This is a genomic window from Isoptericola sp. NPDC019693, assembly GCF_044389085.1.
Lineage (GTDB): Bacteria > Actinomycetota > Actinomycetes > Actinomycetales > Cellulomonadaceae > Isoptericola.
On record NZ_JBIRXP010000006.1, the window covers coordinates 270,376 to 284,405 of the forward strand.

The window sequence follows — 14,030 nt, forward strand, 5'->3', positions numbered from 1 at the left end:
TGCCCACGTTTTGGAGACCGCCCCGCGCGTCAGGTACTGTAGGCGCGCTCGTTGATCCGGTTTCACGCCGGGCACGGCACGCCGCCTTAGCTCAGTCGGTAGAGCGATTCACTCGTAATGAATAGGTCATCAGTTCGATTCTGATAGGCGGCTCACCTCAGAAGGCCCGGAACCTCGCGGTTCCGGGCCTTCGTCGTCCTCAGGAGCGTCCCGACTGCGCCTTCCAGATCGCGTGGTCGAGGGCCTTGTGGGAGACGTCGAGCAGGTCGGCCGCACCCTTCACCGCAGCGCGCGCACGGTCGACCGGGACCGTCTTCTCCGCGTTCACGGCTCGGGTGACGAAGCGGCAGACCATCGTGTCCGCCTTCACGCCCTGGAGGCCGACGTTCATCTCCAGGTAGTCCCAGGAGACGGGCCCCACCCCGGTCACGGACAGCCATGCGGTCCTCGCGGCGGCGAGACGCGCGGGCGTGGCGTCGCGCAGCTCGGCGCTGGTGGTGATGCCGACGCGGCGCAGGGCGTCGACGGCGTCGACCAGGACCACCGACTTCAGCACCGCGGGCCTCGTCCCCGGCGCCTTGGCGTCGTTGAAGATTCTCGACGCGGCGGGCTCCGGGCCTCCCGCCTGCTCGATGACCGCGAGGAGGTCGGGCCCGGAGTCCTGGTAGGGGTCGGCTCCCTCGGACCGCCGCAGCGCGCGGTACCGGTCGAGGATGTTCACGACGCCCGCGTAGTGGGCGCGCAGCGAGTAGACGGCGTCGATCGCCGACAGGGCGAGCGAGTCCCGGTACCCCTGGGGCTCGATCCAGGTCTCCGGCAGTCCGAGGGACTCCATGGCAAGGTCTCGTACCGCGGCAGCGTCAGCGGTCACGTCGTCGGTCACGTCGTCGGTCACGTCGTCGGTCATGGCGCGAAAGTAGCGGTCGGGGCCGACAGGTGCCGGTCGCTGTCAGTCGTAGTCCGGGTTGTTGATGGTCGGGATGTCGATGTTGATCGGCTGCATGGGCTCGAGGTACAGCAGCGCGACCTTGCGCAGGAGCTCGTCGAACAGCCAGTAGACGGCCGGGGATCCGGGCAGGAGGAGCCCCAGCTCGCGGGCGCGGACGAACGGGATCCAGGCGGCCGAGATGGTCGCGTCGAGCACCGGCCGGCGGGGCAGCTCGAGCATGTCCGTCACGCGGTCGCCGAGCATGTACCGGGTGACGGCCTCGAAGGCGGGCTTGGTGACGAGCGTGAAGTCGAGCCTCTCGCCCAGCTTGACGAGCTTGTCGGCGATGAGCACGCCCTCGTCGGTCCGGGCGAGCAGGGGAACGAGCACCTGCTCGCGCTGGGCGAGCGCCTCGTCCCAGCTCGACGGGATGTACTCGTCGAGCACGCCCAGCATGTGGCCGGTCACCTGCCACAGGTGCAGGTAGGCGTCCGCCTCCGCGGAGGAGATGGGCACCTTCCACTCGACGAGCTTCTGCCAGACGGAGGAGGCGAGGCTGTGCCAGGTGACCATGATGTCGAACTGGCTGATCGGCACGGCCTCGTCCGCGACGGCGGACCAGTGCGGCGACTGTGGCAGCAGGTGGCGCACCGCGGCGTGGACCAGGCGGGTCTTCACGCAGGTGACGATCATCTTCCCGTCGGGACGGTAGGCGTGGTGGTCGCCGATGTCGTAGCCGAGCTTCGCGGTCTTGGCGATGCGGTCGGTGAGGTCGGCGCCGCCCTTCGAGTACCAGACCGCCCGCGCCTCTCGCGGGATCGCGGCGCTCATCATGCCGCTGTTCATCCCGTAGAGGACGCCGAGGTAGAGGCCGCGCTTGGTCGTGAAGGTGAACGCCCTGTCGAGCTTGGCGTGGTCCGCCCACGACGGCAGCTCGCGCGCCTGCGTGACGAGCCGCTCGACGTCGGCGGGGAGCCCGGCCGGCAGTGCCTGCCCGTTGGTGGTCCACGAGGCGAGGGCCGTGTTCACCGCGGGCACCCCGCCCGTGTCGAGCAGGTCGGCGAGCACCGGGTCGGCCAGCTCGTCCCACACCCCTCGCGGGTCGCGGCCGGTGCCCGTGCCGGCGATCGACCCGGCCGACGACCACGCCCACGCGTGTGCGGGGGCCACGCCGGCGAGCGCACCGAGCGCCCCGATCGTCCCGCCTGCCCTGAGAACGCTCCGCCTGCTGATCTCGTCCACGTCGAACCCCTTCGTTCGTGGATCGTCGGCGCCTCGTCGTCTCGCCCCCTGTCCCGCGGCGCCGTCGAGCCTGGTCGTGTGCTGCTCGATCCAACCCAGCGTGAATCCAAATTAACTTAACCAGGGTCGTCGCCGCCGGCAAGCGGTGCGGAACGACGGTCGCGCCGTCCGGTGCCGGGTGGCGGCTCAGCCGAGCACGACGGCGATCCCCACGGACACGGGGAGGGCGAGCACCAGGCTCGCCAGCGAGACGTCGCGCACGACGGCGGTGGACAGGCGGAAGTGGCCGGCGAAGAGGAAGACGTTCTGCGCGGTGGGCAGGGCGGCCATGATGACGACGCCCAGCAGGTCGGTGCCGTCGAGGTGGAACAGGAACCGGCCCGCCGCCCAGGCGAGGGCCGGCATCACCGCGACCTTGAGCGCGGTGCCGACGGCCACCGCGGCGCGGTCCGTGCCGCCGTCGCCGCGCGCCCTGCCCCGCAACGACATCCCGAACAGCAGCAGGAGGAGCGGCACGGACGCGTCCGCGAGCATCCCCAGCGGCACGTCGAGCACCTCCGGCAGCTCCGCCGACAGCAGCGCGGCCAGCAGCCCGACGGCCGTGGACACCGTCACCGGGTTCGCGAGCGCGCGCCCCAGCATCCGCCCCAGCCCGTCGCCGTCGCCGCCGGCGCCCCGGTCGGCGCGGTGCCGGCACCACGCGAAGACGGCGAGGTAGGCGGGCGCGACGACGAGCAGCTGCGCCAGGAGCACGGACACCACGGGCGCCGTGGACCCCACGGCGTACAGGGCGACGGGCACGCCGATGTTCCCGGCGTTGACGTACGACGACGCCATCGCGCCCGTGGCGACCGTCCCGGCAGGACGGCGCAGCAGCCCGCCGGCGACGACCGCGAACAGCAGCCCGGTCGCCGCCGCGACCACCAGGGCCAGGGGCGCGTACGTGCCGAGCACCGCCGCGGGGTCGGACCGCGAGACCAGCACGAACATCAGCGCCGGGTTGGTCACGTAGTACACGAGCGGCGCGATGCCGCGCTGCATCTCGGGGGCGCGGGCGGGCAGCAGCCAGGTGACCGCCCATCCGACGCCCACGAGCACGAGCACGACGGCGAAGCCGAGCAGGACGCCGCTCATCGGGCGGCGGCCCTGCCGGCCCGGGCGGTCACCGCACCAGGCACGGTCGCTTCGCGTCGAACTCCCAGCCGGGCACGAGGTACTGCATGGCGACGGCGTCGTCGCGGGAGCCGAGGCCGTGCTCCTCGTAGAGCTCGTGCGCCTCGGCGAGCCGGTCCGGGTCGAGCTCGACGCCGAGCCCGGGCGCGGTGGGCACCCGGATCTCACCCCCGGAGATCTCGAGCGGACGGGTGGTGAGGCCCTGCCCGTCCTGCCAGATCCAGTGCGTGTCGAGCGCGGTGATCTCCCCGGGGGCCGCGGCGCCCACGTGCGTGAACATGGCGAGCGAGACGTCGAAGTGGTTGTTGGAGTGCGAGCCCCACGTGAGGCCGAGCTCGTGGCAGAGCTGCGCGACGCGGACGGAGCCCGCCATCGTCCAGAAGTGCGGGTCGGCCAGCGGGATGTCGACGGCGTCGGCACGGATCGCGTGCCCCAGCTCGCGCCAGTCGGTGGCGATCATGTTGGTCGCGGTGCGCAGCCCGGTGGCGCGGCGGAACTCGGCCATGACCTCGCGGCCGGAGAACCGGCCCTCGGCGCCGCACGGGTCCTCCGCGTACGCGACGACGCCCCGCATCCGCCGCCCGAGCCGGACGGCCTCGTCGAGCAGCCAGCCGCCGTTCGGGTCGAGGGTGATGCGGGCGTCGGGGAACCGCTCCTTGAGCGCGACGACGGCGTCGACCTCCGCGTCGCCCGCCTGCACCCCGCCCTTGAGCTTGAAGTCGCGGAAGCCGTACCGCTCCCGCGCCGCCTCCGCGAGGCGCACGACGTCGTCGGGCGTGCTCGCGGCCTCCCTGCGCAGCCGCGACCAGGCGTCGGGCGCGCCGGGCTCGCGCAGGTACGGCAGGTCGGTGGCGTCCGGGTCGCCGACGTAGAAGAGGTAGCCGAGCATCGGGACGGCGTCCCGCTGCTGACCCTCGCCGAGCAGCTCGGCCACGGGGACGCCGAGCGCCTTCCCGTGCAGGTCCAGGAGCGCGGACTCCAGCCCGGTGACGGCGTGCACGGTGGTGCGCAGGTCGAACGTCTGGTTGCCGCGCCCGCCCGCGTCCCGGCCGGCGAACCGCGCCGAGACCCCGCGCAGCACGGACCGGAACCGCGCGACGGGCTGCCCGACGACGAGGGCCGCGGCCTCCTCGACCGTCGCCCGGATCTTCTCCCCGCCCGGCACCTCGCCCAGGCCGGTGCGGCCCTCGGAGTCCTCGACGATCACGACGTTGCGGGTGAAGAACGGTGCGTGGGCGCCGGACAGGTTGAGCAGCATGGAGTCGCGCCCCGCGACGGGGACGACCTGGACGCGCGCGACGGTCGGGGAGCTCACCGGGCCGCCTCCGCGGTGGCGTCGGCGGGTCGGAGCACGCCGTCGACGCGCCGGGTGAGATTCCACGGGTTGTCGGGGTGCACGGGCTCCGGGAGCAGGTACGCCGGCAGGTTCTGGTACGCGACGGGGCGCAGGAACCGCTCGATCGCGAGGGTGCCCACGGACGTCGTGCGCCCGTCCGACGTCGCCGGGAACGGGCCGCCGTGCACCATCGCGTGCCCCACCTCGACGCCGGTCGGCCAGCCGTTGGCGAGGATGCGCCCGACCGTCCGCTCCAGCACGGGCAGCAGGCGACGGGCCGTGGCCGCGTCGCCCTCGGTGAGGTGCAGCGTGGCCGTGAGCTGCCCCTCCAGGCGGCCGACGGCGGCCAGCAGCTCGTCGTCGTCCGCGTACCGGACGACGAGCGACGCCGCGCCGAAGATCTCCGCCTCGAGCACCGGGTTGGCGAGGAAGGTCGCGACGTCCGCGACGAAGACGGCCGGGGCGGGCGCGTTGCGGGTGCCGCCCGGCGTCCCCCGGCCCGCGACGTCGACGCCGTCCTGCGCGGCGAGGGCGTCCACGCCCTCGTGCCACGCCTGCGCGATGCCGGCGGTGAGCATGGTCTGCCCGGTGGTGGCCTCGGCGGCGCGGCGGACGGCGTCGACGAACGCGTCCCCGCGGGCGGAACGCGGCGCTAGCACGATCCCGGGGGCGGTGCACAGCTGGCCGGACGAGCCGGTCACCGAGGCGAGGTACGCCGCGGCGAGGGCGTCGACGTCGGCGTCGTCCCCGTCGAGGGCTCCCGGCAGCACGATCACCGGGTTGACCGAGCTCATCTCGGCGTAGACGGGGATCGGCGTAGGGCGGGCGGCGGCGGCGGCGACGAGCGCGAGCCCGCCGGAGCGGGAGCCGGTGAACCCGACGGCCCGGATCGCGGGGTCGCCGACCAGCGCCTGGCCGACGCGCGCGCCGGGACCGTAGACCAGCGAGAAGACACCGGGGTGCAGCCCCTCGGCGGCGACGGCGTCCGCGACGGCCCGCCCCACCAGCTCGCCGGTGCCCGGGTGGGCGCCGTGGGCCTTGACGACCACCGGGCAGCCCGCGGCGAGGGCCGAGGCGGTGTCGCCGCCCGCGACGGAGAACGCGAGGGGGAAGTTGCTGGCGCCGAAGACGGCCACGGGGCCGACGGGCACCTGGCGCTGCCGGATGTCGGCCCGGGGCAGGGGAGCGCGGTCCGGGATCGCCGGGTCGACGCGGACGCCCCGGTGGTCGCCCTGGCGCACGACGGCCGCGAAGAGGCGCAGCTGGCCCGTGGTGCGCGCGAGCTCGCCGACCAGGCGGGCCTCGGGGAGGCCGGTCTCGCGCCGGGCACGGTCGACGATCGCGGTCCCGGAGGCCTCGAGGTTCGCGGCGATGCGCTCGAGGAAGCGGGCGTGCGGCTCCGGCGCGAGCGCGGAGAAGGACGCGAACGCCTCCTGCGCGGCGGCGGTGGCGAGGGCGAGCTGGTCGACGTCGAGCAGGGAGTAGGCGGGCTCGAGCACCTCGTCGGTGGCGGGGTCGTGGGCGGCGGCGCTGCCGGCGGTGCCCGGCAGCGGCTCGCCGCCGACGATCGAGTGGCCGGTGAGGGTGGCGGTGACGGTCATGGGTGATCCCTCCTGGGGGCGCGGGTGCGGACGGCGGCGGTCAGCGGGCGAGCGCGACGTCGGACGGCCGGACGCCCGCGGCGTCGACGAGGGCGCGCAGGTCGTCGACGTCGCGCTCGGTGAGGTCCTGCAGCGGGGGCCGGACGCCCCCGAGGTCGCGGCCGACGGCGCGCAGGCCGCCCTTGACGATCGACACGCCGTACCCCTTGGCCCGGTCGCGGATGTCGAGATAGGGCAGCACGAACCGCGTGAGCTTCTCGGTGACGGCGGCGCGGTCGAGGTTCCGCACGTCGCGGTAGAACTCGAGCGCGAACTCGGGCACGAAGTTGTACATCGCCGAGGAGTAGGTGCTCATGCCGAGCTGCAGCAGCGGCAGCGCGAACGTCTCCGCGGTGGGCAGGCCCCCGAGGTAGAACAGGCGGTCGCCGTTGGTGGCGACCACGCGCGTGAGCTGCTCGATGTCGCCGAGGGCGTCCTTGAAGCCGATGAAGTTCGGGTGCCGGTCGGCGAGGCGGGCGACCGTCCGCGCGGAGTACACGGCGTTGGCGCGGTTGTAGACGATGACGCCGACGCTCGTCGCGGCGCAGACGGCGGACGCGTGCTCGAGCAGCCCGTCCTGGTCGCAGTCCGTGAGGTACGGGGGCAGCAGCAGGACGCCCTCGGCGCCCGCCTCCTCGGCCGCCCGCGCGTTCTCGACGGCCTGGGCCGTGTTGCCGGCGGCGCTGCCGAGCACCGGGGTCGCGCCGTCGGCCGCCTCGACGGCGAGCGCCACCACGCGCGCGGTCTCGGCCGGCGTGAGGCTGAAGCCCTCGCCCGTGCCGCCCGCGGCGAAGAGCCCGCCGATCCCGAAGCTCGTCTGCCACGCGATGTGCTCGGCGTACCGGGCCGTGTCGACCTCGCCCTCCGCGGTGAACGGCGTGACGGGGAACGACAGCAGGCCCTCCTTGAGGGTGGCGGCGAGCTCCGAGGGTGAGTACGTGGCCACGATGGCCCCTCCTGGTGACAGACGTCGGCGGTGACAGTTCGTCGGACAACCTAAGAAGCGTTCACGATGCCTGTCCAAGCCCTGAATGGCATCGGTTCATGCCCTGCGGGCATCGATGCCGCCGGGGTCGGCCCGATCAGTCGTGCACCGTCCGCAGATGGCGCAGGAACTCGTGCAGGGCGGGGTTCTTGGAACCCCGGTCCCACAGCGCGTGCAGTTCCACGACGGCGTGCGGCACGTCGGCCAGGTCGCAGAAGCGCACGCCGGGCAGGCCGAGCAGACGTGCGGACTCGGGCACGAACGCGACGCCGCGCCCGGCCCCGACCAGCGAGCACATCGTGAGGACCTGGCTCACCACGTGCACCACGTTCGCGTGCTCCACGTCCACGTACCGCACGACCATGTCGTAGAAGTACCGCGCCTTGGTCGGGTGGTGGCCGATGAGCGGGACGTCGCGCAGGTCGGCGGTCCGCACGGGCCGCCGCAGCGCGGCGAGCGGGTGCCCCTCGGGCACCACCAGCACGAGGTCCTCCGACAGGAGCAGGCGCGAGTCGAGCCGCGGGTCGTCGAAGGGCGGGCGGCCCAGCGCGAGGTCGAGCTCCCCGCGCCGGATGGCCTCGAGCTGCTCCATCGTGACGAGCTCCTGGAGGTCGAGGTCGACGTCGGGCATGGCCTCGGCGATCTCCTGCACCAGGGTGCCGAGGAGGCTGAAACCCGTCGCCGCGGTGAACCCGAGCCGCAGCACCCCCGCGCGACCGGCCGCGATCCGGCGGGCCAGGGCGGGCGCGGCGTCGGCCGACGTCAGCAGCCGGCGCGCCTCGGCGAGGAAGACGGCGCCGGCGGTGGTGAGCTCCACGTGCCGGTTGTCCCGCTCCAGCAGCGCGACGCCGACGGCGTGCTCGAGCTTCTGCACCTGCCGGCTCAGCGGGGGCTGCGTCATGCTCAGGCGCTCGGCGGCGCGGCCGAAGTGCAGCTCCTCGGCCACGGCCACGAAGCAGCGGACCTGGTCGAGCGTGTACGCGGTGGTCATCCGGTGCGCTCCTCGCGGGTGGCGTGATTGATGCCCTCATTGGATCAAGTCATGCAGATTGAGGCTTAGACAGGCATCGTATGGCTCCCTAGAGTCGTCGCCCGACCGGACTTGCCGCGGCGCCGACGCTCGCGCCGCTCGATCGAGATCTCAACGAGGAGAGCCGTGATGAGACTTGCCCACCGCCGTGCCGTCGCCGGGGCCACCGCCGCGGTCGCCGCGCTCACCCTCGCCGCCTGCGGCGGCAACGTGTCCGGCGGGTCGGGGGGCGAGGCCTCGGCCGACTTCCCCTCGGGCCCCGTGACGCTGACCGTCGGCCAGGACGCCGGCGGCTCCACCGACCTCATCGCCCGTGCGCTCGCCGACGGCATGGCCTCCGACCTCGGCGTCTCCGTGCCGGTCGTGAACCGCGCGGGCGCCAACGGTGCCGTCGCCACCCAGGAGGTGGCGGGCAAGCCCGCCGACGGCTCGAGCCTCGTGCTGCTCAACGCGTCGCTCATCACGATCACGCCGCTGGCGGTGTCCGAGGACGAGGCCGTCTCGCTCGACGATGTCGACGTCCTCAAGGGGCTGTCGCAGGACGACTATGTGCTCGTCGCCAGCAAGGAGTCCGGCTACCAGGACCTGGACGATCTCAAGGCCGCGTCCGGCAAGGTCACCTACGGCACGACGGGCGTCGGCACCGGCTCCCAGCTGGCCCAGGCGGTGCTCTTCGCCCAGGCCGAGATCGAGGGCACCAGCGTGCCGTTCGACTCCGGCTCGCCCGCGCTCACCGCCGTCGTCGGCGACCAGGTGCAGGTCGCGACCATCCAGCTCGGGGAGGCCAAGCCACAGATCGACGCCGGGAACGTGGTGCCGCTGCTCGCGTTCTCCGCCGAGCGCAACCAGTTCCTGCCCGACGTGCCCACCGCCGTCGAGGAGGGCTACGACGTGCCCGTCTCGCAGTACCGGGCGCTCGCCGCGCCCAAGGGGCTGCCGGAGGACGTCAAGGCACGCCTCGTGGAGTCGGCCGACGCCGCCGTCGGCGAGGACGCGTACACGTCGTTCAACGAGAACAACCTGCTCACCCCGCACGAGATCAGCGGCGAGGAGGTCGTCGAGGAGTGGACGGCGCTCGCGGAGAAGTACAAGGCGCTGACCGACGAGTACGACATCTCGCTCGCCGAGGAGTGAGCCGCGAGGACGCCGGAGGAGACCGATGATGACCGCCCCGCACCCCTCGCCCCCCGACGGGGCCCACGACCCCGGGGAGGGCGTGCCCCCCGAGGCCGCCGCCCAGGACGACGGGCCCCCGCCCGCCGGCCCGCTCGCGAACCTCGGCGCCGGGCTCGTCACGCTCGCGCTCGGCGCCGGCGGGGTCGTGGTCTCCCTGTCCCTCGGGGTGGGCACGCCCGCCCAGCCCGGGTCGGGCATGTGGCCGCTCGTCGTCAGCGTCGCGCTCGTCGTGCTGTCGCTGGCGCAGCTGGTCGCCGGGCGCGCCGGCGGCGACGGCGAGCGGTTCACCCGCCACTCGTGGATGCCGCTGGTGGGCCTCGCGACGCTGCTCGGCCTCGTGGCCCTGCTGCCGGTGATCGGCTTCGAGATCCCGTCCCTGCTGCTGAGCCTCGTGTGGATGAAGTTCCTCGGCGGGGAGTCGTGGCGCACGTCCGTCGTCTGCTCCGTGGGCGCGGTGGCCGCGCTGTACCTCGTGTTCGTCGCCGCCCTCGGCACCAACGTGCCGCACCTGTTCTGACCGACCCGAAGGAGACGTCACGTGGACAACCTGCAGAACGTCATCGCCGGGTTCGAGGTCGTGCTGGAACCCACCAACCTGCTGTACTGCCTCGTCGGGGTGCTCATCGGGATGCTGATCGGCGTGCTGCCGGGCCTCGGCCCGGCAGCCACGATCGCCATCCTGCTGCCGCTCACCTACGGCGTGGAGCCCGTCACCGCCATCATCATGCTCGCCGGGATCTTCTACGGCGCGCAGTACGGCGGCACCATCACGTCCGTGCTGCTCCGGCTGCCCGGCGAGGCCAGCTCGGTGGTCACGGTGCTCGACGGGCACGCGCTCGCCCGGCAGGGCAAGGCCGGCACGGCGCTCGGGATCGCGGCCGTCGGGTCGTTCATCGGCGGCACCGTCGCCATCGTCGGGCTGACCTTCCTGGCGCCGCTGGTCGCGAGCTTCGCCCTCGACTTCGGGCCCCCCGAGTACGCGGCGCTCGCCCTGCTCGGCATCCTCCTCGTCTCGACGATCGCGTCCGGCGCGCGGGTCAAGGCGCTGATCGCGGCCGCGCTCGGCCTGCTGCTCGCGACCGTCGGCCGCGACGCCTTCACGGGCACGGAGCGGTTCACCTTCGGCAGCCTCGACCTCGCGGACGGCATCGACTTCGTCCCCGTCGCGATGGGTCTCTTCGGGCTCGGCGAGATCCTCTACAACCTCGAGGAGCGGCACCGCGCCGTGCACGCCCCGGGCAAGGTGACCAACGTCTGGCCGTCGCGCTCCGAGCTGCGCGAGTCGTCCGGTGCGGTGACCCGCGGGTCGGTGCTCGGCTTCTTCCTCGGCATCCTGCCCGGCGGCGGGGCGACGATCGCCTCCATGGCGGCCTACGCCGCGGAGAAGAAGCGGGCGAAGGACCCGTCGCGGTTCGGCAAGGGCGCCATCGAGGGCGTGGCCGGCCCCGAGACGGCGAACAACGCCGCCGCGACCAGCTCGTTCATCCCGCTGCTCACGCTCGGTATTCCCGCCAACGCCACGATGGCGCTGATGTTCGGCGCCCTGCTCATCCAGGGCATCACGCCCGGCCCGCAGCTCGTCGACCAGCACCCGGACCTGTTCTGGGGCGTCGTGAACTCGATGTACATCGGCAACGTGCTGCTCCTGATCATGTCGATCCCGCTGGTGGGCGTGTTCGTGCGCATCCTGCGCGTGCGCGCCGCGATCCTCGCGCCGATCACCGCCCTCATCACGATGATCGGCGCGTACACGATCAACAACTCCGTCTTCGACGTGCTCCTCGTCGTCGTCTTCGGCGCCGTCGGCTACCTCATGAAGAAGTTCGGCTTCGAGCCGGGGCCGCTCGTGCTCGCGTTCGTGCTCGGCTCGCTGCTCGAGGAGAGCGTGCGGCGCTCGCTGCTGCTGTTCGGCGGCGACCCCTCCGGGTTCGTCACCAGGCCGATCTCGGCCACCCTGCTGGTCCTGTTCGTGGTGGTCGCGGTCTGGCCCCTGGTCCAGTCCGTCCGCCGTCGTCGGCCCGCCTCGGCGCCGACCCCTGACCGAGAGGAAGCGTCCGTATGAGCATCGTCGTGGGTTACGTCCCCACCCCGGTGGGGGAGGCGGCAGCGACCGTCGCGATCACGGAGGCGCGGCTGCGCGGCGAGGACCTCCTCGTGGTGAACTCGGCACGGGAGGGCTCGCTCGTCGAGACGACCGTCGCCACGGACGCCGACCTGGAGCGGGTGCTCGCCGCGGCGGCCGACGCCGGTGTCGTCGCCCGGGTGGTGCGGGGCACGCACCGCGACGACTTCAGCGACGAGATCCTCGAGCTCGCCGAGCGGCACGACGCGACCCTCATCGTCATCGGACTGCGCCGCCGCAGCCCGGTGGGGAAGTTCATCATGGGCTCCGTGGCCCAGCGGATCCTGCTGCAGGCCGAGCACCCGGTGCTGGCGGTCAAGCCGGCGCAGTAGGAGGGTGAGCGCCGAGTTCGGTCATCCGTTCCGAGATCGGTCCGCATCCGGACCGATCTCGGAACGGATGACCGTTCTCACGGTCAGTCGCCGCCGGCCTCGGCCAGGAGCCGGCGCCGGGAGCCGGCCAGGTGCACGCGCATCGCGGCGGCGGCGGCGAGCGCGTCCCGGTCGGCCAGGGCGTCGAGGATCGCCCGGTGCTCCTGCACGACGGCGGCGAACCGCGCGGGCGCGCCGTCGTCGCTGCCGCTGCCGGGGCCGGTGGCACGGTCCAGCCGGCCGCGCGGCATCGCGATCATCTGCGGGCCGAGCCGGTCGAGGGCGTCCAGGAGGTACCGGTTCTGCGCCGCCTCCGCGACGAGCCGGTGGAACGCGAAGTCGTGCTGCATCGCCGTCGCCGGGTGCCCCTGCGCGCCGTCGAGGTCCCGCAGCCGGACGGCGAGCGCGTCGAGGTGGGCGTCCGACCGGCGCTCCGCGGCCAGGGCGGCGGCCTGCGTCTCCACCCCCAGCCGGAAGTCGACCAGGCCGAGCCGGTCCTCGAGCGAGCGCGCCACCGGCACGTCCTCGCCGTCCCCGGCGGGCGGCGCCAGGGCGTAGCTGCCGCTGCCGCGCCGGGTGTGCACCAGGCCCTCGAGGTTGAGGCGCGCGATCGCCTCGCGCACGACGGTGCGGCTGACCTGGTGCTCGACGGCGAGCGCGGCCTCGCTGGGCAGCTTCTCTCCCGGGGCGATGTCGCCCTCGACGATCCGTCGGCGCAGCGTCGCGACGAGGGCGCCGCTCAGGGTCGGGGGCATGCGCCCATGCTTCCACCCGCGCGCACGGTGGTCACCGCGAGCCGACCAGCACGCTGTCCGTCGTCCAGGCGCGCGCCTGCCCGGTGAGGGTGACGCCCAGGCCGGGTCGGTCCGGCACCAGCATCCGGCCGTCCTTCGTCTCCAGGCGCTCCTCGAACAGCGGGTCGAGCCAGTCGAAGTGCTCCACCCACGGCTCGCGCGGGTACGTGGCGGCCAGGTGCAGGTGGATCTCCATCGCGAAGTGCGGCGCGAGGTCCAGGCCGGCCTGGTCGGCGAGGGTGAGCAGGCGCAGGAACTGCGTGATGCCGCCGACCCGCGGCGCGTCGGGCTGGATGATGTCGCAGGCGCGGGCGGCGATGAGCCGCTCGTGCTCGGCCACCGACGCGAGCATCTCGCCGGTGGCGACGGGGGTGTCCAGGGCCGCGGCCAGGGCGGCGTGACCCTCGGCGTCGTAGGCGTCCAGGGGCTCCTCGATCCACACGAGGTCGAACGGCTCGAGGCGGCGGCCCATGCGCAGCGCCGTGGTGCGGTCCCACTGCTGGTTGGCGTCGACCATGAGCGGGACGTCGGGGCCGAGGTGCTCGCGCACCGCCTCGACGCGGGCCAGGTCGGCGCGGGTGTCCGGCAGGCCGACCTTGATCTTGATGCCGCCGATGCCGTCGGCCAGCGACTGCGACGCGCGGTCCTTGACCTCGTCGATGCTCGCGTGCAGGAAGCCGCCGGAGGTGTTGTACGTGCGCACCGAGTCGCGGTGCGCGCCGAGCAGCTTGGCCAGCGGCAGGCCGGCGCGCTTCGCCTTGAGGTCGTAGAGGGCGATGTCGATCGCGGCCAGCGCCTGCGTCGCGACGCCCGAGCGCCCGACGGACGCCCCCGCCCACAGCAGCTTGGTGTACAGCTTGGCGATGTCGTTGGGGTCCTCGCCGATCGCGGTGTCGGCGACCTCCTTGGCGTGCGCGTACTGCGCCGGGCCCCCCGCCCGCTTGGAATAGGAGAAGCCGAGCCCCTCGAAGCCCTGCTCCGTGGTGATCTCGGCGACGAGGAACACCACCTCCGTCATGGGCTTCTGCCGGCCCGTGAAGACCTTGGCGTCCGAGATGGCGGTGGCCAGCGGCAGCGTCAGCGTCGACAGTTGCACGGAGCGGATGGCGTCGGGCTGGTAGTGCTGGGTCGGCATGGTCGGCATGGCGCTCCCTCGCGTCTGCGGGCCGCGGTGACGGCCGCCCGCGGGACCGTTCCCGCCGGCAATGCGAGCATACAAGTCGCTAACCTGTA

Annotated in this window: 13 protein-coding genes and 1 tRNA gene; 5 read left to right on the forward strand and 9 right to left on the reverse strand. The window is 73.4% G+C overall.

All coding sequences use genetic code 11. The features are described 5' to 3' along the window. The first annotated feature begins 80 nt into the window (after positions 1–80). Positions 81–153: transfer RNA gene (locus ACH436_RS18095), tRNA-Thr, on the forward strand. Positions 154–199: 46 nt separating this feature from the next. On the opposite strand, the gene ACH436_RS18100 is transcribed toward ACH436_RS18095, so the two are convergent. The 7 genes from ACH436_RS18100 to ACH436_RS18130 all read right to left on the reverse strand — a co-directional run bounded on the left by ACH436_RS18100 (position 200) and on the right by ACH436_RS18130 (position 8,295). Further along, the gene (locus ACH436_RS18100) at positions 200–907 is read right to left on the reverse strand and encodes a hypothetical protein (RefSeq protein WP_430561584.1); all 708 of its coding nucleotides are present in this window, start codon (positions 905–907) and stop codon (positions 200–202) included. Between the two features lie 42 nt (positions 908–949). Next, the gene (locus tag ACH436_RS18105; RefSeq protein WP_430561585.1) at positions 950–2,098 is read right to left on the reverse strand and encodes an oxygenase MpaB family protein; all 1,149 of its coding nucleotides are present in this window, start codon (positions 2,096–2,098) and stop codon (positions 950–952) included. A 258-nt stretch (positions 2,099–2,356) separates the two neighbouring features. Further along, the gene (locus tag ACH436_RS18110) at positions 2,357–3,304 is read right to left on the reverse strand and encodes an AEC family transporter (RefSeq protein WP_430561586.1); all 948 of its coding nucleotides are present in this window, start codon (positions 3,302–3,304) and stop codon (positions 2,357–2,359) included. 28 nt (positions 3,305–3,332) lie between these two features. After that, positions 3,333–4,601: an enolase C-terminal domain-like protein gene (locus ACH436_RS18115; RefSeq protein ID WP_430561643.1), complete on the reverse strand. Its 1,269-nt coding sequence runs from the start codon at positions 4,599–4,601 to the stop codon at positions 3,333–3,335. Positions 4,602–4,654: 53 nt separating this feature from the next. Then, positions 4,655–6,280 carry an aldehyde dehydrogenase (NADP(+)) gene (locus ACH436_RS18120; RefSeq protein WP_430561587.1) on the reverse strand — a complete coding sequence of 542 codons (1,626 nt, stop codon included), beginning with the start codon at positions 6,278–6,280 and terminating at the stop codon, positions 4,655–4,657. 40 nt (positions 6,281–6,320) lie between these two features. After that, positions 6,321–7,265 (reverse strand): 5-dehydro-4-deoxyglucarate dehydratase, encoded by a 945-nt coding sequence (locus tag ACH436_RS18125; RefSeq protein ID WP_430561588.1) that lies wholly within the window; start codon positions 7,263–7,265, stop codon positions 6,321–6,323. A 136-nt stretch (positions 7,266–7,401) separates the two neighbouring features. Then, on the reverse strand, positions 7,402–8,295 hold the full coding sequence (locus ACH436_RS18130; RefSeq protein WP_430561589.1) for a LysR family transcriptional regulator: 894 nt from the start codon (positions 8,293–8,295) through the stop codon (positions 7,402–7,404). A gap of 165 nt (positions 8,296–8,460) precedes the next feature. Between ACH436_RS18130 and ACH436_RS18135 the strand changes: the two genes are divergently transcribed. The 4 genes from ACH436_RS18135 to ACH436_RS18150 are packed head-to-tail and all read left to right on the forward strand — an operon-like array spanning position 8,461 to position 11,964. Next, positions 8,461–9,468: a tripartite tricarboxylate transporter substrate binding protein gene (locus ACH436_RS18135; RefSeq protein ID WP_430561590.1), complete on the forward strand. Its 1,008-nt coding sequence runs from the start codon at positions 8,461–8,463 to the stop codon at positions 9,466–9,468. 28 nt (positions 9,469–9,496) lie between these two features. Next, on the forward strand, positions 9,497–10,027 hold the full coding sequence (locus tag ACH436_RS18140) for a tripartite tricarboxylate transporter TctB family protein (protein ID WP_430561591.1): 531 nt from the start codon (positions 9,497–9,499) through the stop codon (positions 10,025–10,027). Positions 10,028–10,048: 21 nt separating this feature from the next. Further along, positions 10,049–11,572 (forward strand): tripartite tricarboxylate transporter permease, encoded by a 1,524-nt coding sequence (locus ACH436_RS18145; RefSeq protein WP_430561592.1) that lies wholly within the window; start codon positions 10,049–10,051, stop codon positions 11,570–11,572. After that, positions 11,569–11,964, forward strand: a complete 396-nt coding sequence (locus ACH436_RS18150) for a universal stress protein (RefSeq protein ID WP_430561593.1) — start codon at positions 11,569–11,571, stop codon at positions 11,962–11,964. Before ACH436_RS18145 ends, ACH436_RS18150 begins: the two co-directional genes overlap by 4 nt. Positions 11,965–12,047: 83 nt before the next feature. Here ACH436_RS18150 and ACH436_RS18155 read toward each other — a convergent pair whose 3' ends face one another. Further along, complete coding sequence (locus ACH436_RS18155; protein ID WP_430561594.1) at positions 12,048–12,758, reverse strand: FadR/GntR family transcriptional regulator; 711 nt, start codon at positions 12,756–12,758, stop codon at positions 12,048–12,050. A gap of 31 nt (positions 12,759–12,789) precedes the next feature. Further along, positions 12,790–13,932: a mandelate racemase/muconate lactonizing enzyme family protein gene (locus ACH436_RS18160; RefSeq protein WP_430561644.1), complete on the reverse strand. Its 1,143-nt coding sequence runs from the start codon at positions 13,930–13,932 to the stop codon at positions 12,790–12,792. Positions 13,933–14,030 lie beyond the last annotated feature (98 nt).